The organism is Microcoleus sp. MON1_C5 (genome assembly GCF_036701875.1).
GTDB lineage: Bacteria > Cyanobacteriota > Cyanobacteriia > Cyanobacteriales > Microcoleaceae > Microcoleus.
This window is the reverse complement of sequence record NZ_JAUBRN010000006.1, coordinates 1-25,512: the sequence shown is the minus strand read 5'-3', so window position 1 is coordinate 25,512 and position 25,512 is coordinate 1. Positions and strand designations below refer to the sequence as shown.

Below are 25,512 nucleotides of genomic sequence, written 5' to 3'. Positions count from 1 at the left end.
TATTCACCAATCCTCCAGGATTGCTATATGTTAGCAAATATTCGGCAAATTTATAATTTATTCTCTACCTACCCTTTTTTAGCGCAATTGAGCCGCTCAATTAATTCTGCTTTTCCTCAAAAAATCCACACTACACTGTGCTAAATACATTAGAAACTATGAACCCTAATCTAGGAATGAACATCGCCGGCTACATCAACGGCGAATTTGGCATAGGAGAAGGTGTCCGAGCAAATATCAGGGCTGCAGAAGCCGCCAACATTCCCTTCGCCATAAACAATTTTACCCGCAGTCCCCACCGCAAGAAAGACACCACCTATCAAAATTTTAGCCAAGATAATCCCTATCCCGTAAACTTAATTCAAGTCAACGCAGATGAAGTTGCAACCTTTATCAAACATATAGGTTCCAGTTATTTTGACAAAAAATACAACATCGGCTTTTGGGCCTGGGAACTTCCCGCCTTTCCCCCGGAATGGCAGTCCGCATTTAATCACTTTCACGAAATATGGACTTACAGCAACTATTGCGCCGAAGCAATTGCCGCAGTAGCGCCAATTCCCGTTATCAAAATCATGCCTAGTATTGCTCTCCCCGCACCTTCCCTGAACAGAGAAGCACTGAATTTACCGAAAAATAAATTTATTTTCTTGTTTGCCTTCGATTTTTCTAGCCGCATCGAGCGCAAAAATACTTTAGCGACAATTCAAGCATTTAAACAAGCTTTTGGCGAAGATGACCGCCTGTTGTTGATTATCAAATCTTCTAATTCAAACAAAAATTTAGAGCAGCAAAACTTATTAAATTCTGCCATCGCCAATTCTTCAAATATCAAACATCTAGACGGCTATTTGTCCAAACCTAAAATTAACGGTTTGGTATACAATTGCGACTGTTACGTATCGCTGCACCGCTGCGAAGGATTTGGCTTAACAATGGCTGAAGCCATGTTTTACGGGAAACCCGTAATTGCCACCGGCTATTCATCAAATACAGAATTTATGAATGTCGGCAATAGCTATTTAGTCAAGTATAAGTTAATCCCAATTGAGAAAGATTGCGGGCCTTACAAAAAAGGCAATGTTTGGGCCGAACCGGATGTCGAACACGCTGCTGATTTAATGCGTCATGTCTTCAACAATTACCTGGAAGCTCAGCAAGTTGGAAGAATAGCTTCTGATGAAATTAAGACTTTACTGAATCCGCCAACTGTCGGGAGCAAAATTCAAAACCGTCTCGAATATATTGCCGAAATTACAGATAATTTCAAAAGCTTGGAGCGCGGAATACGGAAAAAGTCCTCTCAGGGGGCGACAGTAAAAAATGCACGACCTTTAGTTAGCATTTGTATTCCGACATACAACGGAGCGGCATTTATTGGCGAAGCGATTCAAAGTGCGATCGCCCAAACTTACTCTAACATAGAGCTGATTATATCCGACGACGGTTCCACAGACGAAACAGTTGCGATCGCCCAATCCTTCCAATCGCAAACCTCACTCGATTTCCGCATCGTACTGCACCGCAACTACGGCTTATCACAAAACTGGAACTTCTGCATATCCCAAGCAAAAGGTCAATACATTAAATTTCTCTTTCAAGACGACTTGCTCGCACCCGAATGTATTGAAAAAATGGTCGAAGTCGCCCAAGAAAACCCAAAAATAGGTATGGTTTTCTCCCCGCGCGGCATCACCATAGCTGAAGATGAATCTAGCCCGATTTTGCGGAGTGCTTCCCACTCAATTAAAGATTTGCATAAAAGTTGGTCAAATTTAAAATCTATTCAGCCAGGAAAAGAATTACTGGCAGATACTAACTGCTTGAGCAACCCCATCAACAAAATTGGCGAACCGAGTACCGTCTTAATTGCCGCCCGAGTCTTTGAAGAAATAGGATTATTTGATTCGGGACTATCTCAGTATGTAGACTTAGATATGTGGTGGCGAATCATGGGCAACTATCACATCGGATTTGTAGATGAAAAACTGTCCTCACTGCGGATTCATCCCGAACAACAAACCTGGAAAAACTTCGCGGCTGGGGAAAATCATAAGGATGTAGTAAGATTTTACAAAAAACTACTAAATAGTCCTGATTACAGTTTCTTGAATCAACAAATTAAACAGACAATCCGCCACAAGTTGGCATTGAGAACCCAGCCGAGTTTATCGGAATTGTCAGCACTCCTTGATCAATACAATAAATTCCCCTCAAAACAGCCTCTTCTCGCGCTGCGCCCATACCGCCAACAGCTAGCTGAATATTGGCTGAATTTGCCCGCGAAAAAATTAGAAAGTGCTTACTTGAAAGACATGGGGAAAGCTCATAAGTTGCTCCTAGATAGCGCCCTCAAAAATGAAAGTTTAACTGAGGAAGAACAAAGTTTTGTCCAGCAGTTATCCTCGAAACTTGCTGAAGGAGGGGAAATTGCCGATAAGATGCAATATCTCCTCGCAGCGATGCTGTACCGCGACGCTTATGAGTTGCCACTTGAGTATAACAATGCAGCAATTCCCCAGTGGTTTTTTGACGACTTTTTGAAATTTATATTTCAGTCTCCCGGTTATTTTAAACAAAACTGGCAAATAGAAAGGTACTCTGAATATTTCCAGCAGTTAATCAAGTACGTCGCGGCTAATATCGCCAGTTTTCCCGATTCAGAAGTTTGGCGTTATGTGGCGGCTTTGCTGGCGAAAAATGTTAGTTTCCAAGCTTTGTATTTGAGCGAGGTCAATCTGCTCAATATATTGAGTCAGCGAGCTGATATTCTGGAATTTTATTTGAAAAATGTCGGCTGTCAAATAGAAGGGGATTTTCCCCATAGAGAACCTGAAAGAACTAAAATCCGAGTTGGGTTTTTGCTTGATAAAATTAGTGATGAATCCGAGACTCGTGCTGCAATTCCGACTTTTGAATATTTAGACAGAAGCAAATTTGAAATTATCGTGTACCATTTCCAGGTACAAGACGAGCGACTGAGGAAATATTGCGAAAATTGCGCCGACAAACTGGTGCAAATGTCCGAAGATTTGCCCAATCAAGTTCGAGAAATGCGATCGCACGATTTAGATATTCTGCTAATCTGCACCAATACCACCGACACTTCTCAACCAAGCGCCCTCCTCTGCCTGCACCGACTAGGGCGGGTGCAAATAGCTACCGGTGCATCAACCCCCGCAACCACCGGAAGCAGAAATATCGATTATTTCATTGCCGGAGATTTGACCTTGCCAGGAGGCGCAGCAGCAGAATATCGCGAAAAATTAATTACTTTAAAAGGCTCGGGAGTTTGTTTAAGCTATACTGTAGAATCAGCACCTGCCCGAGTTGAACCGACTCGCAGCAGTTGGGGAGCCACCGAGGACTCTGTAGTGTTCATGTCCGGCGCTCAAGCTTTTACAATTATCCCAGAATTGAGAGAAAGTTGGGCAAAAATTATTGCGGCGGTACCAAATTCTATTTTAGTTTTGTATCCCTTTAGTTCCCACACTAAAAACTATCCGACGGTGCCTTTTTACAAACAAATTCGCTCGCTCTTTGCCGAATTTGGGGTTGACAAAAAGCGCTTAGTTGTGATTAAAGCGCTGCCATCTCGCGCCGATTACATAAAATGTCTGGAATTGGCTGATATATATTTAGACTCCTATCCATACAGCAGTGCCTGCTCTTTAGCAGAACCCCTGTTGGCCGGATTGCCTATAGTGGTAAGAAAAGGGCAAACAACTCGATCGCGACAATCAGCCGCAGTGCTCGAAGAACTGCTAATTCCGGAACTGGTAGCAAACAGCGAGAACTCTTATTTAGAGCTCAGCACAGCACTGGGAACCAACCCAGAACTGCGCCAGCACTACCGCGATCGAATCCAGCAAAAAATGGCGGCAAACCCGAAATATCTCGACAGTCGCGCTTGCTCGACCCAACTCGGAACACTCTTTGAAAGACTATTCCGAGAGTGAAGGAAGAAGGAAGTTCAGCAACTAAGCAGTGTACGGGATTTAACGGATGGATGTTGAGTCAAGAAGGAAGATGGCAGAAGTAAAGATTTTCCCACTCTCCCACTCTCGCATCCCGCTACCATTCTGAGACCCGCGGGGAACCCCTCGCTAGGCAGAGCGTCAAGAAATAGACAGCAATAGCGCTAGCCCACTGACGGTCTGCTATCATCGGGGAATCGAGGGGTTAGTGGTTGTCGCTCTTTTCCTGCCACAGCTAAATTAAAAGGGGAAGCGCAAGTCAGTTGGAGATAAAAAAATGACAGGACTTTTTCAAATAGGCGATAAATTACTGCAAGCTCAGGATATGCCATCGCTCCTGAAGCGGTACCAGTTAATGCCGCAATTCTTGCGGGGTGTAATAGTAGACCAAGCGATCGCATCCTTTAGTTGCAGCGACGAAGAACGCAAATCCGCCGTCGAGAACTTTCTGGCACAACACCAACTGACAGCCCCCGAAGCTAAAGAAGCTTGGCTGCGCGGCCAAAACATGACGGAAGAAGAACTTCAAGAGATGGCCGTGAGGCCCTTGCTGATCGAAAAATTTAAGCAAGCCACTTGGAGACCTAAAGTAGATAATTATTTTTTAACCCGCAAAGCCAGCCTAGACCACGTAGTCTATTCCCTGGTACGCACCAAAAATCCAGCACTGGCAAACGAACTTTACTTTCGCATCCTGGAAGGGGAACAAACCTTTGCAGAAGTGGCCCGCGAGTATTCCGAAGGGCCCGAGTCCAAGTCAGGCGGCTTGTTGGGCCCAGTACCCCTGAGCCAGCCCCACCCGGCAATCAGCAAACTTTTGTCCGTCAGCCAGCCAAATCAACTCTGGACGCCACGTCCTCTGGCAGAATGGATGGTAATTATTCGACTAGAAAAGTTCATGCCGGCCCAGCTCGATGAATCGATGCGGCTGCACTTGATTAACGAACTCTTTGAAAGCTGGCTCGCCGAACAGATATCGCAAATAGGCCCGCTACAGCCCCTCTCTTCCGTGTCTTCAATATCATGACTTCTTCCGCTGTTTCCCTCTCCCAAATTCAGGATTTCCTAGCTAAAACACCTCCCTTTGACCGACTCTCAGAGACGGCTCTGTCAGCCTTGGTGGCTAAATGCCAACTCCTCGGCTACCGGACGGGGCAGCCCCTGTTTGAACGGGAAAAAATGCCGACTCAGGTGGCAATTATCTATCAAGGCCAGGCCCGGCTGCTGGGCTTTGACCAGCGCTCGCAGCGCCACGTAAGTTTACGCTTGGTTCAGTCGAAGGAAATCCTTGGCTGGGCTGGCTTGCTCAGGGGAGTTCCCTGCGAGACGGCGATCGCCTCTACAGATGTGATCGCGATCGTCCTACCTGCCGAAGATTTCCTGAGCGTACTGGAAAAACAGCCGACCTTTGGAGAAGCCTTTCGCGAACACTGTTCCTTGAGCGAAGTATTTGAACTGTTGAGCCTAGAGTTGCAGCGCCAAGCCGACGGCACTTCCAATCTCAAGGAACTCACCCTGCAAGCTTGGCAAGACGCGACTGTTGTCAACGTGCCAAACGGCAACAAAAAAACTCAAGACATCGCCAAAGAGCTAGATGCCGATCGAGTTTGGCTCGTCAGCAGCGGCGTCTTGGGCGACTTTCCCACGGGCAGCCGCTTCTCTGTGGAAAACGCAGCCAAATCCTTAAAAGTAGAAGGCCGCCTCGGCGCGCGATTGGTCGGCTTCCGGGAAGCCTCAGTAACACCACCTCCACCACCACCCCCGCCGACGCCCACCCCGACGCCCACCCCGACGGGTGGTGGCGGTGGGGATGATAATACAACAATAATAAACTGGGACCCCCTTCCTCCCCCTCCGCCGACAGAGACAAATACGAAATACCCAGTTTTCCGCGCCAAAGGGAAGATTGAGGGCCCGCTAGCTTGCTTCCAAATGTTGAGCAAGTATTTCGGCCTCAAATTTCGTCGAGATATCATCCGCAAAGTTCTAGAAAATCAGTTAAAAACCGCTGGTTCTATCAGTATGCAAGCCTGCGGCGCGATCGCCCAAAGCATCGGCCTCACGCCCCAATTGGCGCAAGTGCCAGCAGAAGCCATCAACCGCATCAAAGCCCCCGTAATGATTAAATGGGAAGATAGCTTCGCCATTATTTACAGCATTACCGAGCAAGAATTGGTGCTCGCCACGCCCGAAAAAGGGTTGATGCGGAAGCGGATACCTCAGTTCAAAGAAATCTGGGGCGAACAGGGAGAAGTCCTGCTGCTGCAAGCTCCGCAAGTTGAGCAAAAAGAGCAGTTCAGCTTCTGGTGGTTTGTGCCGGCCCTCATGGAACACAAGACAGTGTTTTTTGAGGTGTTGCTCGCTTCGTTTTTTGTACAGTTATTTGGTCTTGCCAACCCATTAATCAGCCAAATAATTATTGATAAAGTATTAGGTCAGCGCAGCATTGACACATTGGATATTTTGGGGGCATTTCTGTTAGGTGTTGCCCTGTTTGAAGGACTGCTCAACGGTTTGCGTACCTTTTTGTTTATAGATACCTCAAACCGCATCGATGTCAAATTGAGTGCGGAGGTAATCGACCACTTGCTGCGGCTGCCCCAAAATTACTTTGACAATCGGCGCGTGGGAGATCTGGTTTACAAATTCAGCATGATGGGCCAGATTCGGGAATTCATGACGAGCACAGCTCTGACAGTGGTTCTCGATGCAGTATTTTCGGTGGTTTACGTCGCCGTTATGCTCTCCTACAGCGTGCAGCTAACGTTTGTATCTTTGGCAGTGGTACCGATACTAGGGCTGATGATTATTCTAATCAATCCGCTGGTGCTGCGCCTGATAAAACAGAGAAATATGCGTTTTTCTGACTCTCAATCTTATTTAGTTGAAGTAGTCGGCGGGATTCAAACTGTTAAGGCTCAAAATATAGAATTGAAATCCCGGTGGGAGTGGTCGAGCCGCTACGCAAAATACATTACAGCCAGTTTTAAAACAATTATCACGGGGACTGCCGCAGGTACGATTAGCAGCTTTTTAAACCAGGTGGGTAACTTAGCTCAGTTGTGGGTGGGAGCTTATTTGGTACTGGGAAATGAGATTACTTTGGGTCAGTTGATTGCTTTCCGAATTATTTCCGGGAACGTGACTGGTTCGCTGCTGCGTTTTGTGAGCGTGTGGCAGAGTTTCCAAGAAGTCTCGATGTCGATCGATATGCTTAAGGATGTTGTCGATACGCCGACGGAAACCAGCGATGAAGACCGGAACAATATCCCGCTGCCGGCAATTCAAGGGCAAGTTACCTATGAGGAGGTTTCCTTCCGATTTCTGGAGAGCGGCCCACTGCAACTGGCGAATGTGAATTTGGAATTTCCCGCGGGCAGTTTTGTGGGAATTGTGGGGGGAAGCGGTTCCGGTAAAAGTACGGCGATGAAGCTGTTGCAGCGTCTTTATCCGCCGCTCTCGGGCCGGATTTTTATTGACGGGTACGACATTTCTAAGGTGGAACTGTACTCGCTTCGCAGCCAACTTGGGGTGGTATTGCAAGATACTTTGCTGTTTAACTGTACTGTTCAGGAAAATATTGCTCTGAGTAATCCCGATGCAAGTACGGATGAGATTGTGCGAGCTGCGAAATTAGCGGTAGCTCACGATTTTATTATGGGCTTGCCTGCTGGCTACAATACGATAGTCGGAGAGCGGGGTGCGTCGCTTTCTGGGGGTCAAAGGCAGCGTTTGGCGATCGCCCGCACCATTTTGCAAAACCCGAAACTCCTGATTTTGGACGAAGCTACAAGCGCCCTCGACTACCATTCCGAACGCCAAGTTTGCAATAACTTAGCAGAAGCTTTCGCCGGGCGCACGGTGTTTTTCATTACTCACCGCCTGACTACAATCCAAAACGCTGATGTAATTATTATGATGGATCAAGGTTCTGTAGTCGAGCGGGGAACTCATAAAGAATTAATGGCTCTTAAAGGGCGTTACTACTGCCTCTTCCAACAACAAGAGTCATCGAATACCTGATATCTAACAACTCACAACTGATCGCTAACCCTTAACAACTGAAAACTAACAAATGGCTATGAAATCGTTAATACTTTCTGAGCAACCAGTCATTCTCGAAAAACCAGCGATTTGGTCCCACTTGTTTTTGTGGATGATCATGCTGATGACCACTTCTGCTGTAGTTTGGGCTTATTTTGCTAGCGTAGAGCAAGCTGTCCCCGCTGTAGGCCAATTAGAGCTCAAAGATGGTGCTAGAGACATCCAAGCACCTGCTACGGGCGCGGTGGTGAGACTTCACGTTGAAAATGGCGATCGTGTGGAAAAAAACCAGCCTCTGCTCACTTTCAACCCCCTTGCACCCAGTGCCGATTTAACATCGATTCAGAAAACTAAAGAAGCTCTGGAAAAGGAAAATAAATTTTACGAAGATGTTGTAAACGGCAAAATTCAAGGCGCGGTTCCTTCTAACCTAGAATCAACAATCAAGGACAGACAGAGCCTCACGGCACAAAATCAAGTGCTGCAAGCTTTGATTGACGAACTGTACCTAAATCGGGGAGCTAGCGGAAATTTTGATGCAGCCCAGCAAGGACTTTATGTTAATTATCGATCGGAATTTCTGTCTCGCGTCGCCGCAGCTCAAGGCCAAGTTCAGGAGTTGGAAACACAACTGAAGCAAGCTCAGGATGCTGAGAAAGCCGCCGGCGATCAAATGACAGTGGCACAGCAACAACTGGGTTTTGCCCAAAACCAATTAAATTATGCCCAGCAGCAGTTAACTTCATCGAAAGAGCAAGTAAAATCGGCCGAGGCCCAGAAAGACTTAGCCCAAGAACAGTTAGCGAAATCCCAACAAGTATTGAAGTCGAATCAAAACATTCTAGGCAGACTCGCCCCCTTGGTGGAGGAAGGAGCCATTGCTGAACTGCAAAAAGAACGTCAAGAACAAGATGTTTTCAGAGGCCAAAGCGAGGTTCTCAAACAGCAAGATCAAATCAAGCAGCGCGAAGGTGAAATCAACTCTCGCAAAGGCGAAATTAACACGCGCCTCGGTGAAATCAATACGCGGCGAGGCGAAATTAACGCGCGTCAAGGTGACATCCAAAAAATTACTGCTGAAATACAGCGTCACCAAGGAGACCAAGCGCGCATTCAGGAGTCTATCAACCGCGCCCAAGAAGAGTTAAAAAACACCAAGGATTCCTGGGCAAAAGAACTTTACAGCAAAATTGCTGAAAACCAGAAACAAATTGCCAGCAGCGATTCTCAGCTAAGCCGCTTCAAAGTGGAAAACCTGAAAAAGCTGTCTGAGGTGAACGCTCAGCTAGAAAAAGCTCAACAAAACCGCGACACTCAAGTGATGAAAGCTCCGGTATCCGGGGTTATCTTTGATTTGAAGCCTTCTACGAAGGAGAAAGCTAAGTTGGATATGGCGAAAGATCCGATCTGCCAATCCATTATTAAGTCGGTGGTGAAACCGGGCGAACCGCGCCCAGCACGCTGCGAAGAAGCTTATTACGAAGCGCAGCAAACTGAAAAGCTGCTCAAAGTTTTGGATGACGAAAACGGTCTGGAAGCAGTTGTTTATCTGGAAAACAGCAATGTGGCTCTGGTATTGGATGCTTTGAGACAGAAGCGGGCAAAATTGGAGAAGTATCACGGCAAGCAATTAGATGGAGAAAAGATTGACTGCGAAACAGGTAAAAGTTGCGTTTGTCCAGAGAAGGAAGTTAACAGAGAGACACTGGGTTTGACGAAATACCAATGCGTGCCTGTGGAAGTGAATGTAGAAGCTTTCCCGGCGATGGAGTTTGGTACTGCTGAGGGTGAAGTGATAGAGATTAGCAGCGATGCTGAGCCTCCTACTGAACTGCGGAAATACTACGCTTTCAAAACCAAAATTAAGCTCAAAAATCAGAAGTTTCTTTTGAACAAGGGCAAGGCAAATGAAGTGGAGGTTAACTTGCAGTCGGGAATGTCCGTGAGTTCTAATATCAATATCGGCAAGCGGACTGTTTTGCAGATGTTTATCAACCGATTTACAGGGAAAATGGATACGTTCAAGACTATTAAGTAATTCGGTTAACCGCTATAAAGAAGTAGGGTGCGCTAGGCGCACCTTACCGCTATAAAGTAAAAAGTAAATACCACCTCCTTGATAAAATTAGGTTAGGTGGTTAAAACTCCTCAAAAGTCAAACTTTCGTCGGCGGCTAGACTCAGCTTCGCCGAAGATCCTTCCCTGACTAAAAAATAAAGGGTATTTAAGCCGGGTTGATATAAAATGGTGATGGCAATCGGTGCGATCGCACATTGATGAAAAAATTAATCTTATTTACTCTATATCTGATTCCTGTCCTGTTGTTAATCGGATTTGTAGCGAATTTTAGCGTTAACGTTCCCGTTGATGACGAGTGGAGGTTAGCTAGCCTTTTTGAAAAAATAGCTCAGGGAAATGTAACTTTTAACGATTTTTGGGCTTTGCACAGCAACCACCGCATACTTTTCCCTAAAATAATTATTGCGGTGCTGGCTTTTGCTTCCCGATGGAATATTAATTATCAGTTGTGTCTCAGCATAGGTTTGGCTGCGATAACTTTTCTCGCTATGTACAAGTTATCCTTGATGCACGTTAAGAATATCGCGGATGATTTGTGGCATTTAGCTAATATTTTAACTTGTATTTTGGTTTGCTCTCTAGTTCAGCACGAAAACTGGCTTTGGGGGTTTCAATTAGCTTGGTTTTTCGTAAATTTGTGTTTAGTAACTGCGGTTTATGCGCTGGTTTCACCTTACAAATTAGTGCCTAATATTAGAATCTCTATTGCTGCTGTATTCTGCTTTGTTGCGAGTTTTTCGCTCGCTCAAGGCTTGCTGTCTTGGTTGGCTGCGATTCCGGCTGTGGTGGCTTTGAAGGGAAATACAGCGCAGAAACGAAAAAGAGCGATCGCATGGATGCTGCTGTTTGTGGCAACTTGTGCTGTTTACTCAATAGATTATCATCCTAGTCGGAAAGCAAGTATTGTTTCATTGTTGAATAAGCCGCTTGTGGTTATTGATTACTTTTTAAGCTTGCTGGGTTCGCCAATTGTTCGCTCGCCGGGAATTTCGGCATTTGTAGGATTGGTAATTTTGGCAAATTTTATATTTTTTGTAGTTTATTTTGGGAAAAAAATTGTATCAAGTTCGCTAGCTTCATCTGTGAATGCTAACTTCCAAAAGCAACCTCAACTCCCGCCGATTCCTTCGCCCCTCGGAATCACAGATAGCAATGATATTGCTGAAAGCTATAGCAATCCCAACTCAGTTATGAACGTGGTTCAGGCTGCCACGCTGGACGGGCAAGATGCCCATCCCACAATTCATTTAGGATTACGGCAAGATGCCCATTCCACAATTCCTTTAGGATTGCAATATCAGGCTTTACCTTGGGTGTCAATAGGGTTGTTTTCGGTTTTATCTTCTTTGTTTATTACGGCTGGGAGGGCAGAATTTGGGGCAATTCACGCGCTTGAATCGTCGAGATATACCACTAATTCGATTTTGCTCTTAATTGCTTTGGTTCAGCTAGGGCCATTGTTTGTTCGAGGTAATTATCAAGAAACAAAAGCAACGTTAAGGAGTAATTATAAATTTATTTATCGCGTAGTAGCAGGGGTGTTAATTGCTACAATTATTGTTAATTCTCAACAGGCGATCGCCCAAACTAGAGCGGCACTTCTTTACAAACAAGGCGCTCAAGATTGTTTGCAGTTAATTAACTATCTAGAACCCTCGGATTTTTTCAAAAATTCGCCGGAAAGCTGTTTGAGGGTGCTGAGCAAAAAAACTTGGCTGGTAAGAGAAGGCGCTGCAATTATCGACAAAATAGGTTGGATCAAGTTCGCGAAAAATATAGAGTTTATTTCTAATACCGAGAAAGTGTACGGCTATTTAGACAAACCTCAAACCAGCAATAAATCCTTGACTGTTAAGCAAAATGATGCTGTCAAGGCTGCTGGTTGGGCGGTTTTGCCAGAAAAATTGCAACAGCCGAATATTGTACTGCTATCTGTCGGGGACAAAAAATCTTTCTTTGCTAACGCTTATGTAAATTTGGACAGTCCCGACATTGCTAAGAGTTTAAAATCTGAGTTATACAATAATGCAAGGTGGGCTGTTGATTTGTCGGATAATAATTTGCCGATCGCCCAAACTGAAATTAAAGCTTGGGTGTATAATCCTGTGGACAACCAGTTTGTCCAGTTGCGCGGAGGATGAGGAGTGAAAATTTCTGTGATTATACCAGCCCACAATGAGGAGGGCTGTTTGTACGGTACTGTGCGGGCGATCGCCCAGACGCTCGATTTAGAAGGCATTCCGCACGAAATTTTGATAGTGAATGACAACAGTGTCGATCGAACTATTGATATTTGCCAGGAGTTGTCAGAGACTTTTCCCACAGCTAGATACATCAACAATCAACCTCCCAACGGTTTCGGATTTGCCGTGCGCCGGGGTTTGGCAGAATTTGACGGAGATGCTGCAGCAATTGTGATGGCGGATGCTTCCGACGATCCGATGGATTTGGTAGCAGGATACCGCAAGCTGCAAGAAGGATATGATTGCGTTTTTGGTTCCCGCTTTATCAAAGGTGGCTTTGTGGTTGATTATCCAATTCACAAGTTAGCAATTAACCGCTTAGCAAACTGGTTTGTCAAAAGTATTTTCGGCTTGCGGTACAGCGATGTCACCAATGCTTTTAAAATTTACCGCAGAGAAGTGATTGAAGGCGTGCAACCGATTTTGAGCCACCATTTTAATTTGACAGTGGAACTGCCTTTAAAAGCAATTGTCCGGGGTTTTTCCTATACGGTGATTCCTCTGAGGTGGTACAATCGGACTGCTGGTATTTCTAAGCTGAAAATAAAAGAGATGGGCAGTCGGTATTTGTTTATTGTCTTGTATGTCTGGCTGGAAAAACATCTCTCTCGCGGCGACTACCACCGGACTAGAAAGATAGCAAAATTAAAAGTGAATGCCTGATAGAATTTTAATTGTGGGGGGGGCAGGTTTCATCGGCAGTTGTTTGGCAATTGGCCTGAAGAAACTGCACCCGGAATGGCAAATAATTTGTTTGGATAACCTGCGTCGCCGGGGTTCAGAATTGAATCTGCCTCGGCTTAAAAGTTGCGGAATTCAGTTTGTTTACGGGGATATTCGCACAGCGGCAGATTTAGATCCAGTTGCACTAAATGCTGACTGCATTATAGATTGTGCTGCGGAGCCTTCTGTGCTGGCTGGTTTTAGTTCGCCTCAGTACGTTTTGCAGACGAATTTACTGGGCACTGTGAATGTTTTGGAGTTGGCGAGACAAACGGGTGCGAGTTTGCTGTTTTTGTCTACGAGTCGGGTTTATCCGATCGCCAGTGTCAAGTCTGTTAAACTGTTAGAGTTGCCGAATAGATTTGCGATCGCCCCTGAGCAAACTTTACCCGGTATATCCGAGTTGGGCATATCAGAAGACTTCCCATTAAAAGGACACCGTTCGCTTTACGGAGCAACTAAATTAGCTTCGGAATTGCTGATTGAGGAGTACAGGGAAGCATACAATGTGCCGGCAATTATTAACCGCTGCGGGTTAATTACTGGTGCTTGGCAAATGGGTAAAGTCGATCAGGGAGTTTGCGGTTTGTGGGTGGCGGCTCACTATTTTCAAAAGTCGCTGAATTATATCGGTTTTCGCGGCAGTGGGAAGCAGGTTAGGGATTTACTGCACGTTGAAGATTTGTTGAGGTTAGTTAATTATCAGTTAGAACATTTTCCTGAATTTGATGGCGAAGTTTTTAATGTTGGCGGCGGTTTGAGCAACAGTCTTTCTTTGGTTGAGACAACTGATTTGTGCCAAAAAATTACGGGTAAATCGATTCCCATTCATCCTGTTTTGGAGGAACGCGCAGGGGATATTCCGATTTTTATTACTGATTCTTCTAGGGTGATGGAGAAAACAGGATGGCGGCCTGTTATTGGGCCGGAAGCAGCTTTGCAGGATATTTATAATTGGATTGCTGCTAATGAGGTGGTTTTAAGTTCCATTTTGTAGGGATTTTTTAACCGCAGATGCAGGGGGATCAACGCGGATAAACGCAGATGTATCTCTCTGCCTGGATATGACTGGGAATGCCTGTCATGAGGATCTGCCTCTATTGTTTTTTTTTGATGCTTTAACAAACATTTGGCCTCCCAAAAACAGCCACAAAAAAGGCAATTTTAAGTAAACTTTTAAAAGCCAGGGCGATGTCGGTCTGCCTTTGGTAGAAAATGGCAAAAATCTGGGTATAATTAGGTCGATTTCAAAACCGACGGTTTGTAACAGTTCTTGCAGCGATAAGTGGGTAATTGGTAATTGATGATCGATAAAATCGTAATACTCTTTGAAAGAATATTTAAAATTTGGTTGGACAACTAAGAGAGAACCCCCTGGTTTAAGCGCCTCAAAGCAAAATGAGATAATTTGGATTAGTTCTTCTTTATTGCGGAGATGTTCAAAAAAGTTAGAGATAAATATTCTGTCAAATTCTTCGCTAAAAGCAGGTTTATCGCCAAGATTCAAGACATCAATATTAAGCACCTTCACATCAGGATTTGCAAAGAACTTTGAATCTGGATTGAGGTCAATCAAACATTTTTTGTCAGCTCTAATTTGATTTATAAACTCGCAGTAACCGCCGCCAATATCTAGAATTGCTGAGTTGGGAGGAACATAATTTTGTAAAAAATCGTCAATTAAAACTTTCCAGAGTGCCACCTTCGCTTGCATTTGTCGGGAATCAAAGCGGTTGGCATACAATTTTTTGAGATATGTGTCAGTTTTCATAGTAAAATAGCCTAGACTGAGTAGGAGTTTATCACGCGATACAGCCAACTATGAATGTTATATCTACTGAAATACCGGAAGTTCTGATCGTTGAGCCAAAAATTTTCGGAGACGATCGCGGTTTCTTTTTTGAGAGTTTCAATCACAAAGCTTTTGTCGAAAAAACAGGCGTGACGGCAGAATTTGTTCAAGACAATCATTCCAAATCCTCTAAAAATGTGTTGCGCGGTTTGCACTACCAACTGCAGCAGCCTCAAGGCAAATTGCTGCGGGTAGTTGCTGGCGAAATATTTGATGTAGCGGTGGATATTAGACAAAGTTCGCCGACTTTCGGAAAGTGGGTGGGGTGTTTGGTGAGTGCAGAAAATAAACGGCAATTTTGGGTACCGGCCGGATTTGCACACGGTTTTTTAGTGGTTTCGGAGACGGCTGAAGTTTTGTATAAAACTACAGATTATTATGCACCGGCACACGAGCGGTGTATCCTGTGGAATGACCCCGATTTGGCGATCGACTGGCCGCTAGATGGTGCCCAACCAATCTTATCAGCTAAAGACCAAGCGGGACAAACCTTCAAAAAAGCTGAAGTTTTTTAACAATGAAAATTTTACTCGCAGGTGGCAGCGGACAGCTAGCTCAAGAATTGCAGCCGATTTTATTATCTTCGGGAGAGGTAATTGCGGTCGATCGCACTCGCCTCGACTTATCCCGACCCGAAAGCATCCGTCAAGCAATGGCTGAAATTCAACCGAATTTAGTCGTCAATGCGGGTGCTTACACTGCGGTAGACAAAGCAGAAAGCGAACCGGAATTAGCAAACGCAGTCAACGGCATTGCACCCGGAATTCTCGCAGAAGAATGCGAAAAACTGGGAGCAAGTTTGATTCACTTCTCGACTGATTATGTATTTGACGGCAGCCACGGTTCTGCTTATCTGGAAACAGATTCTACGAACCCGCTGGGAACTTACGGCAAATCTAAATTAGCAGGCGAGGAAGCAATTCGGAAAGCGGGAAACCGACATATTATTATTAGAACCGCGTGGGTTTACGGCAATGGGGGCAAAGGTAATTTTGTCAAAACCATGCTGAGGTTGGGAAAGGAAAGGGAAGAAATTAGAGTAGTAGCAGATCAGATCGGAAGCCCTACTTGGACGGGCGATTTAGCGGAGGCAGTTTCGCAACTTATTCCTCGGGTTGGATCAGAAAGTTTTGGGACTTACCAGTACACTAACAGCGGAGTTTGTAGTTGGTACGATTTTGCGATCGCCATTTTTGAGGAAGCAGCACAACTCGGCTTTTCCCTAAAAAATCAGCGCGTAATTCCCATCACAACCTCTGAATATCCGACACCCGCAAAACGTCCCGCTTTTTCTGTCCTTTCTACGGTAAAAATATCAGCACTTCTAGGCACGTATCCTCCCCACTGGCGGCAAGGGCTCAGACAAATGCTGGCAAGAGAAGTGAAATAAAAAATTGAGGAAAACTCAAAACGCGAGGGCGGGTTTTGCTCAGAAATCATCTGTTAGATGCAAAGTTTCTAGGCTAAACCCGCTCCTACTAATTAAAAATCTCCCCATGTCTTAATCCATGAAAATCAAGCAACAAGATGTTTTAATTGCCGCATCAGTTCTCGGCATTCTAATACCAGCCTCATATATTTTGTACTTGATATCGCAAGCTGGAGACTTGTCTAATTTTGATTATTGGTGGATGACCTGGAATTTTTACTCAGTAGACGGTTTCTCTACAAATCCTTTTAATTGGCTCTTTCGGGCGAACGAGCATTTTGTCTTGATTCCGGCAATTATTTATGGCTTGAATATAGTTGTCACCCAAGGTTCAAATATTGGTTTATGTTTAGTTGCCTGGTTCTTGGCTTGGATTCAGTGCCACGTATTAATTGCTCTGCTGCCGTTAAATTTGAGGCGTTTTCCACTGCAATTTATCTCGCTACTCCTTGGCATTTCTATTTTTAATTTTACTCCGGCGGCGGCTCACAATTGGATGCGAGGATTCAGCGGCGTTCACTGGATAATTGCTAATTTATTTGTGATTTGTTCGATATTTTGTTTGCAATCCTATGTGACGCTTTTGCTAAGAAAGAGGGAGGCGGAGCCTCTGGATATTCATTCCCAGGCAGAGCCTGCTAACGAAGGATGGAAACAAAATAAGTGGGTAATTGGCAGCATTGTTTTTGGCGTTTTAGGCTGTATTAGTTACAGCACTCCTTTAGCTTTGTGGCCGATATTGTGTGCTGCTGCTGTTGTGCTGCGGTTTCCTCGGCGAATAACTTATTTGTATTTCATTGCTTCGATTGCCGTGATTGGCATTTATTTTTTAACTTATAAAACTCCATCTCATCACCCTTCTTTAACTAAAATCAACCCGCTCAAAACTCTCGAATATATTCCCACTTATCTCGGCGGAATTTTTAGTGAAAATATTATTGTTGCTTCAATTATTGGTATAATTGGTTTGATTGCAGTGACTGGTTTTGTGGGTTATTGGCTATTTGTAAAAAAGGTCGTGAAGCGTAGCTATCCCGTAGGGAATCGCCCGGATTGGCTGCCTTGGCTATCAATCCAACTTTACACGCTGCAAACGGCGTTAATGGCCGCGGTTAGTCGATCGGGATTTGGCGTCGAACAAGCCACCGCTTCCCGCTACGCCACACTCCCAGCTTTGTTTTGGATGAGCACAATTGTGCTGACAGTATTGTGGGTGCGCGAGTTGCAGCCAACACCAAGAATTCAAGGGCGTTGGCTGACACCGCTGTTTGCAGTCGCCACAGTCGCGATTATTTTAATGTACGGGGTGGGAGGCGAAACTGCAATGGCGATCGCCCGCAGAGCCACCTATCAACCGTTAGTAGCATTATCACTGCAATTAGGCATCACCGACGTAACGCTAATTAAAGACCGCGTAGGCAACAAACCTGCCGCTTTTATCGGATTAATCGACGCCTTAAAAACTAACAACTTAGTGCCATTTAACCGAGACATCAAAAAACACAATTTTTGTGCAGCATTAGACACAAAAATCGACCCAAATTTACTGTCAGCGCCCAAAGACGGAGTACCAGGATATTTTGATACAGCCACCACACTTGCACCAACAGCAGCGAGAGTAATTGGCTGGGTAGGAGACCCCGAAAACAATGTAAAATGTATTGCCATTCTCAACCAAGAAAATGTCGTTCGAGGTTTTGCCATGTCAGGATTTCCGCGCCCAGATTTAGTTAACTTGTTTGGCCCTTCCTACGAATTCGCAGCTTGGAGAGGATACATTCAAACATCGCCAACAGATAAATTATTAACAGCCTATGCCTCCTTTAAAAACCGCAAAGGGTGGGTAGCCTTGCGAAACTCCCAAGTTATCAATAAAAACTAAAAAACCTCTTTTTCTCCTCCTCTGCGTCCTCTGCGCCCTCTGCGGTTAATAAAAAACCTCATTTACAACACAAATGAAATAGAATAGCCCTATGCCAAAACATCTCAGCTTCGTAATCCCAGTTCACAACGAAGAAGCTACCCTCAAATTACTGTTTGAAAAAATCCAAATTGTCATGTCCCAAACCGGAATTGACAATTACGAAGTCATTTTCATAGATGACGGTAGCCGCGATTATTCGTGGCAAGAAATCGCAGATTTAGCCAGCCAACATCCCAAACTCATTAAAGCGATTAAACTCCGCCGCAACTTTGGCAAATCCGCCGCACTTTCAGCAGGATTTCGCAATGCAGCAGGGATAATTATCTTTACTCTCGATGCTGACCTTCAGGATGACCCCGCTGAAATTCCCAAATTTTTACATCATTTAGAATCGGGATTTGATTTAGTTTCCGGTTGGCGAAAACAGCGAAACGACCCCCTTTCTAAAACTTTACCTTCCAAGCTGTTTAATGCCGTTGCGTGTTTGCTGACTGGGGTGCAAATGCACGATATGAATTGCGGTTTTAAAGCTTACCGTAGGGAAGTTTTGCAGTCGATTAAATTGTACGGGGAATTGCACCGCTACATTCCAGCTTTAGCAAACAATTTAGGGTTTAAAATTGGGGAAGTAGTGGTGGAACATCATCCGCGAAAGCACGGAAAATCAAATTACGGCTGGGAACGTTATGCGCGGGGATTTATTGATTTGTTGACGGTGTTAGCCACGACGCAGTATTTGCACAAACCGGGTCATTTGTTTGGAGGTTTAGGATTGTGTTTTGGCTTGGTTGGAACTGTTTCGCTGAGTTATTTGATAGTTATTTGGTTTCTGAATTTGGCGGGGATGAATTTTGGGCCGATCGGGAATCGACCTTTGTTATTTTTTGGGATTTTGTGTACAATTCTGTCGGTGCAGTTAATTTCTTTGGGGATTTTAGCTGAGTTGATGGCGCGGAATGTGGATGCTGATTATGTGGACAAGCAAATTAGCGAAATTATTGATGATTCGGGTTTTAATATTTAACCGCAGATCTGATTCGGCGGTTGAAACCGCTTCTATACAAACAAAGTCGGCGCAACGCCAGACTGAATAAATCTCTTATGTTTTCAAGAATAGTATTATCTAATTTTAAACAGTCTCCATTTGCCTTCTTGCTCTACTATTTCTCCGTCAATATTTGGGTGCCAATCGCTGCGAGTCAGGATATAATCGGCATGATAGTTTCTGGCTACTTTGACTAAATCCGCACTGCTGCGTCGGATAAAAAAGTCATTTCCTCCCCAAATCATTTGCGGGTTTAAGGGAACCCCTAAAACAGCTTCCATGCGATTTTGCCATTCTTTGATGCCTTTTTCGGTAAAGGGAAAGTTCTTGAAGTTAACGACAATCGCTCTGTCGGAGAAAAACTGGAAGCTGGTAACTGAGGGTGGAACTAATACGAGTACATCGCGGCTGCTAATTTGCGAAAAACGCACAGCTAATCTGCTTAAGTCGTCCCTGGGAACGGCATTGATATTAACTCTTGTTTGAAATACATTTAATATAGGTTTGGGCAGAATTCCTGCTATTCCAAAAACTAAGGTGGCGGTAGTTATTAAGGCTAATATGTGAGTTATAGCCTGTTTGATAGATGTAGCTAGGGATGTTTCTTCTAAAATGAATGGGAAGGCGAGGATTGAGAAAAAGACTGGGATGCTAATTATTCGATCGCCTATTATTTCCCATGAGTCAGCCAGCGGATATATGAAGCTGAAAATTACCGTTCCTGCTGCTAAAATCCACAACAATATATTATATCGTTTGGGAAATACGTAATTTTTTGTTTGCCACACTGATAATACTAGGAAAATTATACCCCTAAAAGGCAAAGTTAGTACAGCTAACAGCAACAAGCTAACAGCTATTTGTTTGTCTCTGTAAAGTCTATCTACCGTCAAAGCCACAGCAATAAATATAATTAATTGAGCAAAAGGTACGGTTCTAGCTAACTGTAGTTTGGCGATAAAAGCCAAAGGGTAAACTTCGACAAATATGTAATTGAGAAACAGCCCAAAAATGGATGTGCCAACAATTATATAAAAATTAACCTTGTCTTCTTTTGGCAATAAATCGGAATTTTTGATGCACAGCAAGCCACCAATTATGAAACATATAAAGTTGAACCAATTTCCGACATCCCAATTTGACGGGAGGATGTGGTGGGGGTTGCGAACTTTCGCGTGAATGTAGACAAACTCGGCGTTGTCGATAGTGTGAGTGCTGGTAGTACCTGTTAATAACATCGGTACGTAAACGATACTTGCCATTGCTGCTAAAAGTGCGATCGCCAAAATCAGTGTTTTAAACTTCCGCTGTTTTACAGATTCAATAAATAAAACGGGAACCATCATCAATCCCGGCAACAAACCCACTAAAAATTGCAACAGACAAGCCAGTCCAAAAAAGAAATATCCGGTCAGCCATTTCTGGCGCAAACTAAAGTAAATTCCCCAGATTGCGAAACCCATTGCAAAGGTACTGGGTACTGATTTGGTGGAAAATATCAGGGTGTTACCAACATCTGTAAATGAAGCGGCTATACATAAAAAAGCCATCGCTGCTGCAGGCAGTTTGGAATTAGTATAGATATTGAGAATTGCGTAGCAACCTAGGATAAATGAACCGAAGGCTAGGAATTGATAAATAAAGTGCGCTAGGGGAATGCTTGTTCCTAAGTTGGCGAGCAAATAGATAATATAATAATAGTAATATCTCGGATTAAACTTAACCATTTCCTGAACGTAATAGTCATTTTTGTACAGTTCAGGATTTAACATAAATTGAATGGGCGGCACTTCTGGGAAGTTGCCTCCTATCGGGAAAAGATAGCCTGTAGCCATCAGGGAACCGATGATGACAAAAGTATACAGAGATAGATTAAAATACCAGTGGGATTTTTGATGTTTTTGCATTGACGGTTCAACTTACCTACTGACAGCCAAATTGTTAATCTCCAGTCGGCATTGGTTTGTTAAATCCTGTTTGCTGCTACTCAATACCTCAAGCAGCAGATAAATGGGATTTTTGCCCTCAACTAATAGATTTAAGTCGATCGCACTTTTTTGACTATAAGCCATCTCTGCTGAGTCTATTAATTTACCTTGCTTGTCCCACAAAGTCAAGCGCAGGGCAATTTCCGGACATTGTTTGTTAGGTAAATTGAGTTGGCCGATAACTTTCGCTTTGTCTGAGATGGAACCTAAATATAGGAAAGATGTATCGAGTTTCTTAGTGTTTTTAATTGGATGAGTTACAATATTATATAGGTTATCCGATTGTGGAGTGACTGAATAATTGGCACTTGTGTAGATTGATTGATGCAAACTAATCCAATCTAACTGCGTGCCCGGTCGATCGACTATTTGCCGCTGCATCGCCTCCAGAGTCCTAACTGCCGTTGCTGTATCAGTCGGCCGCACCCTCCGGTAAACGCTGACAGTCACGCCGTTTTCTAGCTTAAACTGTTCCGGTAGCAATTGGAAATCGCGGGCAATTTCCCAGTTTTGAGTAAAGGCATCGTACACAACTTTAACAACATCTTGTTCGTGCGATCGCAAAACTTGTTCGTCACTCGGTAACACCTGCTGAAAAGGTGTAGCAACCACCGCATATTGTGACTGCAACAACTCCGGTAGCGGGTAAGTATCGCGCGAGTCAATTTGCGGCCTCCCGATTGTATTTAATTTCCACCAACCCTCGGGCGGGTCTAATTTGCGGTTGGCTTGTCGCAGGATATTAGCATTAAAACTGTTAGAAGCACCTGCAATATAAATCGGTTCTTCATTCGGTGCTAATTTTCGCAGAAACTCTACTAATTTTACAACTTCGTCGTAGTCCGATCGCACTAACGGCGGAAAATTACCCACAAACAGTCTTGACAAATCAATTTTGAGAGGAATTAACCCGACTGCGGCATTCACAACCAGGTACAAACCCGCCGCGCCCACCATCAAATACCGGACTTTTCCCTTGAGTGTCAGCCAAGTTGTCCAGAAAAATGTGGATAGTCCTAAAAGTGCGATCGGTGTAAGATGAATTGTATAGTGCAAGTAGCCGTAACGCAAAACTAACAGCCATTCAATCAGCGACAAAACCCCAAACAACGAAACAAAAATAGCCGCCGCCGGAACCAGCCTTCGAGTGAGAATTCCCGCCGAAAAACCAATCAGTACCAGCAGCCAAGTTCCCAAACCGTAAAAATCCGCATAACGAGTTAAAATATCATTTACAGGCAAACTCCAAGCGACATACAAATTGCGGTAGTCAACCGTCAGAGCACTGCGAGTAAAATCTCCCGCTACCAACATTAAAATAGTCAAGCTAGTTGCAGCTATCAAGCCCAATTTTACAGCGGATTCAAACAAGCCTCTGTAGGGAAACGGCACTGCCGCGCCCTTGTCTTTTGGAGACGACAACGCCGATTTCCTACGGTATATTAGTACAATAAACTCGATGAAAGCCTGTAAAGTCGCTGCACCAAAAAATGCGATCGCACTATAAGCAAAATGGCGCCGCAACAGAATCGCCGCCGCCAGAAAAAACCCAATCAACGGGATTTTCCACCAAGATTTCAGCTTAATATCCTGCAAATAAACCAAAATTGCCAAGGCTACAAACACACAGCCGCCAGTATCCAGATATCCCCGCAGAGTCGGTATCCAACTCATCGGAATTAATAAACTCAGCAGCACAGTTGACCAAAACACGCGGCGGGGATAAACTGGAATTAGCTTTGCAGAAATTGCCCCCAGCAACAGGCGAAACGGCAGCACATAAATCAGGGATACGCTGAGAATGTAACTCAGGCGAGACTCGCCAAATAAGAGAATAAACGGCACTAACGGCAGAGAAATTAACAGGTTTTTTTCCTTAGATAGCGATTCTATAACTCCGCGCCATGCTTTATCTGGCGAGTCTCGAAATAAATTTGCCGTGTTGACTGTAGCAGTGTTGTAGCCCGCGTAATCCCACCAATAAAAAGTATGTTCGCTGGATACATAGATTGATGTAACGGCCACGGTTACAAGAACAACTAAAAAAAGAAAAAAGCCATCAATCAAACTCTTGCGAGGCAATTTAAAAGAAACAAAATCCAATAATCCCATCACTCTCGCAACCCTAAATAACTTATAAACTTCTTCTTTCTCTCTTCCTTCGCGCCCTTTGCGCCTTCGCGGTTCGTTAACTTACCTTAAAACATTACCTTGCAAAAAACTTGCCAACTTTTCTGCATATTGCCGATTCGCGATCGCACTTGGGTGAATGTCATGAGGTAAATTATTATTGGTAGGTATTTTCAAATCAACCGAAATATCCGCCGTAGCAATTCCCTCCTGACTTAACTCGTCCAACATCTTAGCAGAACCTGTATTAATTCCCGCCACAACTAACTTAACACCATTAGCCTCAGCCACACGGTTAAACTCTTCAATAATTGCCTTAGAAACCTCGTGACTTTTGTACAATCCCTCTTCAAATTGATTGTAATTAACCTCCAAAAAATGGCTTAATGCAGAAACCCGCATCAGCGGGAACTCGTGATATTCAAGTTTTGCCATCTTGTAGGTAAAATTATTTTCTCCATTCAGCCTAGCATCGGGCTGGAATAAAATACCCAGTTTATTCCAAGCAGCCATTTGCTTTCTTCTCGCCCTTAACAAAGTATTGCGGCGGTCATGAAATCCCGCATAAGCAATCACCGCAACTTTGGGTTTATTTCCTTGTTTGAGTGCTTCTTTGAATTGAATCAACGAGTGCAGCGTGCCGTAGCCATTAACGCCAAAATTAACTATTTCATATTTGGGTAATTTCTCTTGCAGCAACCAAGCATAAGTTTCGCTGTCATTCAATGACCAACCGTAGGTAAAAGAACAGCCAAATATCCAAATCTCAGGCTTTTTTGACGATAAATTGTAAGTATTGAGGGCATGTGTTATTCTTAAACTATTATTGAGATGAGTTGTATTAAAGGAGTAATTGCCGTTAAGTGTCACCTTGAATTTACCCGGCAAATGCTTGTAGCCAAGTTCCGAGTCTTTGGTAAAAAAGTTACCTTTTGGTTCGACCGCAACATCAACATTTTCTATTTGCCAGGGTTTGTATCCCGCAACTCGTAAGACAATTTCTGCACTGGTAGCAGATAGAAATATTGGAAAGATTAGATAAGTTATTAACCGAAAAGCAAAATTTTTAGCTATATCTTTTTTCATACTTTAGATCGCGGTGAAAGCAATCGACCGTTTTGCCGATCGCCCAAAACAGCGAACAATCGCAAATCAAATCACCGGACATGATATCACGGACTGGGGCGATCGATATTTCTGGCAAAACCTGCTTGGGCCCAAACAATCAACTCTGATCGATCGCCTTGCGGGGGCGCGTGTATTCATAATGTTTATGATTAATGAACTCTCTGAAAAAACCCGCCCCTTGTATCTTAAAAGAGTCAGTTAATTGATCGCAACGTCAGGCGATCGAGCTGTCAGTCAGGCGATCGAGCTGTCAGTCAGGCGATCGAGCTGTCAGTCAGGCGATCGAGCTGTCAGTCAGGCGATCGAGCTGTCAGTGAGGCGATCGAGCTGTCAGTCAGGCGATCGAGCTGTCAATCAGGCAATCGTACCGAAAATCAGGCAATTGTACCGAAAATCAGTCGCTCAATCTGTCAGTCAGTTGATCGTACCGAAAATCAGTCGATCGTACCAATCATCAGGGGAGCGTAACTAATCTCCAAAGTAAATCTAAAGAAACAAGGAAAGTTTCGTGCAAATAGTTCTGTAACAGTAGAAAGTGTTGTTCAAGGACATCAGAAATCGGTGAAGTTGGCCCGCCCCTTAGACTGCATAAGTCTGTTGCGTAGATAAGCTCCCATTACTGATGACAGGCGCACACTAAACTGGACAGTATCTTAGGCTCTCGATCTTCTGATCGGGAAAGCCTGCATTGACAAGGTTAGTATTCAATTGCCTGTAGGTTCTTTCATAAATTGGAGTACATCGGGAGCAAACAATGACATCAACAGTCTTAGGCATAGACATCAGTAAAAGAGACTTTCATGTCTCATTACTGAGAGAAGGTCGTGCGACTAAACCCAAAAAGTTTACTAATAATACTCAAGGGTTTGAGAGTTGACGGGGTGACAACCCCGTCAAAACATTGATAAAATAAAGGACATAGCCCTTAGACCCCTCTGAAAAAACGGTAG

The 25,512-nt window shown here is 44.1% G+C and carries 16 protein-coding genes; 12 read left to right on the top strand and 4 right to left on the bottom strand.

Annotated elements, in window-relative coordinates; translation table 11 throughout:
- The first annotated feature begins 158 nt into the window (after window positions 1-158).
- The 7 genes from QUA71_RS04400 (at window position 159) to QUA71_RS04370 (ending at window position 14,063) form a co-directional block, all read left to right on the top strand.
- The gene (locus tag QUA71_RS04400) at window positions 159-3,959 is read left to right on the top strand and encodes a glycosyltransferase (RefSeq protein ID WP_333282633.1); all 3,801 of its coding nucleotides are present in this window, start codon (window positions 159-161) and stop codon (window positions 3,957-3,959) included.
- 295 nt (window positions 3,960-4,254) lie between these two features.
- Window positions 4,255-5,004, top strand: coding sequence for a peptidylprolyl isomerase (locus QUA71_RS04395; protein ID WP_190656712.1), 750 nt, complete (start codon window positions 4,255-4,257; stop codon window positions 5,002-5,004).
- Window positions 5,001-8,000: a peptidase domain-containing ABC transporter gene (locus QUA71_RS04390; RefSeq protein WP_333282630.1), complete on the top strand. Its 3,000-nt coding sequence runs from the start codon at window positions 5,001-5,003 to the stop codon at window positions 7,998-8,000. The genes QUA71_RS04395 and QUA71_RS04390 overlap by 4 nt, the downstream gene beginning before the upstream one ends.
- 52 nt (window positions 8,001-8,052) lie before the next feature.
- Window positions 8,053-10,059: a chromosome partitioning protein ParA gene (locus QUA71_RS04385; RefSeq protein ID WP_333282626.1), complete on the top strand. Its 2,007-nt coding sequence runs from the start codon at window positions 8,053-8,055 to the stop codon at window positions 10,057-10,059.
- Window positions 10,060-10,297: 238 nt separating this feature from the next.
- On the top strand, window positions 10,298-12,241 hold the full coding sequence (locus QUA71_RS04380; RefSeq protein WP_333282623.1) for a hypothetical protein: 1,944 nt from the start codon (window positions 10,298-10,300) through the stop codon (window positions 12,239-12,241).
- A 3-nt stretch (window positions 12,242-12,244) separates the two neighbouring features.
- A complete protein-coding gene (locus QUA71_RS04375) occupies window positions 12,245-13,006 on the top strand; it encodes a glycosyltransferase family 2 protein (RefSeq protein ID WP_333282620.1) in 762 nt (253 codons plus the stop codon).
- A complete protein-coding gene (locus tag QUA71_RS04370) occupies window positions 12,999-14,063 on the top strand; it encodes an NAD-dependent epimerase/dehydratase family protein (protein ID WP_333282617.1) in 1,065 nt (354 codons plus the stop codon). The genes QUA71_RS04375 and QUA71_RS04370 overlap by 8 nt, the downstream gene beginning before the upstream one ends.
- 84 nt (window positions 14,064-14,147) lie before the next feature.
- On the opposite strand, the gene QUA71_RS04365 is transcribed toward QUA71_RS04370, so the two are convergent.
- On the bottom strand, window positions 14,148-14,837 hold the full coding sequence (locus tag QUA71_RS04365; RefSeq protein WP_333282614.1) for a methyltransferase domain-containing protein: 690 nt from the start codon (window positions 14,835-14,837) through the stop codon (window positions 14,148-14,150).
- Between the two features lie 50 nt (window positions 14,838-14,887).
- Between QUA71_RS04365 and rfbC the strand changes: the two genes are divergently transcribed.
- From rfbC to QUA71_RS04345, 4 genes are all read left to right on the top strand, one after another.
- Window positions 14,888-15,433 (top strand): dTDP-4-dehydrorhamnose 3,5-epimerase, encoded by a 546-nt coding sequence (gene rfbC, locus QUA71_RS04360; protein WP_333282611.1) that lies wholly within the window; start codon window positions 14,888-14,890, stop codon window positions 15,431-15,433.
- A 2-nt stretch (window positions 15,434-15,435) separates the two neighbouring features.
- Complete coding sequence (rfbD, locus tag QUA71_RS04355; protein ID WP_333282609.1) at window positions 15,436-16,308, top strand: dTDP-4-dehydrorhamnose reductase; 873 nt, start codon at window positions 15,436-15,438, stop codon at window positions 16,306-16,308.
- Window positions 16,309-16,426: 118 nt separating this feature from the next.
- Window positions 16,427-18,229, top strand: coding sequence for a hypothetical protein (locus tag QUA71_RS04350; RefSeq protein ID WP_333282606.1), 1,803 nt, complete (start codon window positions 16,427-16,429; stop codon window positions 18,227-18,229).
- A 91-nt stretch (window positions 18,230-18,320) separates the two neighbouring features.
- Window positions 18,321-19,295 carry a glycosyltransferase family 2 protein gene (locus QUA71_RS04345; protein WP_333282603.1) on the top strand — a complete coding sequence of 325 codons (975 nt, stop codon included), beginning with the start codon at window positions 18,321-18,323 and terminating at the stop codon, window positions 19,293-19,295.
- Between the two features lie 95 nt (window positions 19,296-19,390).
- Here QUA71_RS04345 and QUA71_RS04340 read toward each other — a convergent pair whose 3' ends face one another.
- From QUA71_RS04340 to QUA71_RS04330, 3 genes are all read right to left on the bottom strand, one after another.
- Entirely contained in the window at window positions 19,391-21,223 is a 1,833-nt protein-coding gene (locus QUA71_RS04340) for a DUF6798 domain-containing protein (protein ID WP_333282600.1), read from the bottom strand.
- A 12-nt stretch (window positions 21,224-21,235) separates the two neighbouring features.
- Window positions 21,236-23,329, bottom strand: a complete 2,094-nt coding sequence (locus tag QUA71_RS04335) for a hypothetical protein (protein ID WP_333282597.1) — start codon at window positions 23,327-23,329, stop codon at window positions 21,236-21,238.
- A gap of 168 nt (window positions 23,330-23,497) precedes the next feature.
- Window positions 23,498-24,520, bottom strand: a complete 1,023-nt coding sequence (locus QUA71_RS04330; protein ID WP_333282593.1) for an SGNH/GDSL hydrolase family protein — start codon at window positions 24,518-24,520, stop codon at window positions 23,498-23,500.
- Window positions 24,521-24,764: 244 nt separating this feature from the next.
- Here QUA71_RS04330 and QUA71_RS04325 point away from each other — a divergent pair, with 244 nt between their 5' ends.
- Window positions 24,765-25,034, top strand: coding sequence for a hypothetical protein (locus QUA71_RS04325; RefSeq protein WP_333282591.1), 270 nt, complete (start codon window positions 24,765-24,767; stop codon window positions 25,032-25,034).
- Window positions 25,035-25,512 lie beyond the last annotated feature (478 nt).

Bases quoted from the DNA above. Each gene is read 5' to 3' on its own strand.
- QUA71_RS04380 (WP_333282623.1), top strand. From the start codon at position 10,298: ATGAAAAAATTAATCTTATTTACTCTATATCTGATTCCTGTCCTGTTG.
- rfbC (WP_333282611.1), top strand. From the start codon at position 14,888: ATGAATGTTATATCTACTGAAATACCGGAAGTTCTGATCGTTGAGCCA.
- QUA71_RS04345 (WP_333282603.1), top strand. From the start codon at position 18,321: ATGCCAAAACATCTCAGCTTCGTAATCCCAGTTCACAACGAAGAAGCT.
- QUA71_RS04370 (WP_333282617.1), top strand. From the start codon at position 12,999: ATGCCTGATAGAATTTTAATTGTGGGGGGGGCAGGTTTCATCGGCAGT.
- QUA71_RS04385 (WP_333282626.1), top strand. From the start codon at position 8,053: ATGGCTATGAAATCGTTAATACTTTCTGAGCAACCAGTCATTCTCGAA.
- QUA71_RS04395 (WP_190656712.1), top strand. From the start codon at position 4,255: ATGACAGGACTTTTTCAAATAGGCGATAAATTACTGCAAGCTCAGGAT.
- QUA71_RS04365 (WP_333282614.1), bottom strand. From the start codon at position 14,837: ATGAAAACTGACACATATCTCAAAAAATTGTATGCCAACCGCTTTGAT.
- QUA71_RS04400 (WP_333282633.1), top strand. From the start codon at position 159: ATGAACCCTAATCTAGGAATGAACATCGCCGGCTACATCAACGGCGAA.
- QUA71_RS04390 (WP_333282630.1), top strand. From the start codon at position 5,001: ATGACTTCTTCCGCTGTTTCCCTCTCCCAAATTCAGGATTTCCTAGCT.
- QUA71_RS04340 (WP_333282600.1), bottom strand. From the start codon at position 21,223: ATGCAAAAACATCAAAAATCCCACTGGTATTTTAATCTATCTCTGTAT.
- QUA71_RS04330 (WP_333282593.1), bottom strand. From the start codon at position 24,520: ATGAAAAAAGATATAGCTAAAAATTTTGCTTTTCGGTTAATAACTTAT.
- rfbD (WP_333282609.1), top strand. From the start codon at position 15,436: ATGAAAATTTTACTCGCAGGTGGCAGCGGACAGCTAGCTCAAGAATTG.
- QUA71_RS04350 (WP_333282606.1), top strand. From the start codon at position 16,427: ATGAAAATCAAGCAACAAGATGTTTTAATTGCCGCATCAGTTCTCGGC.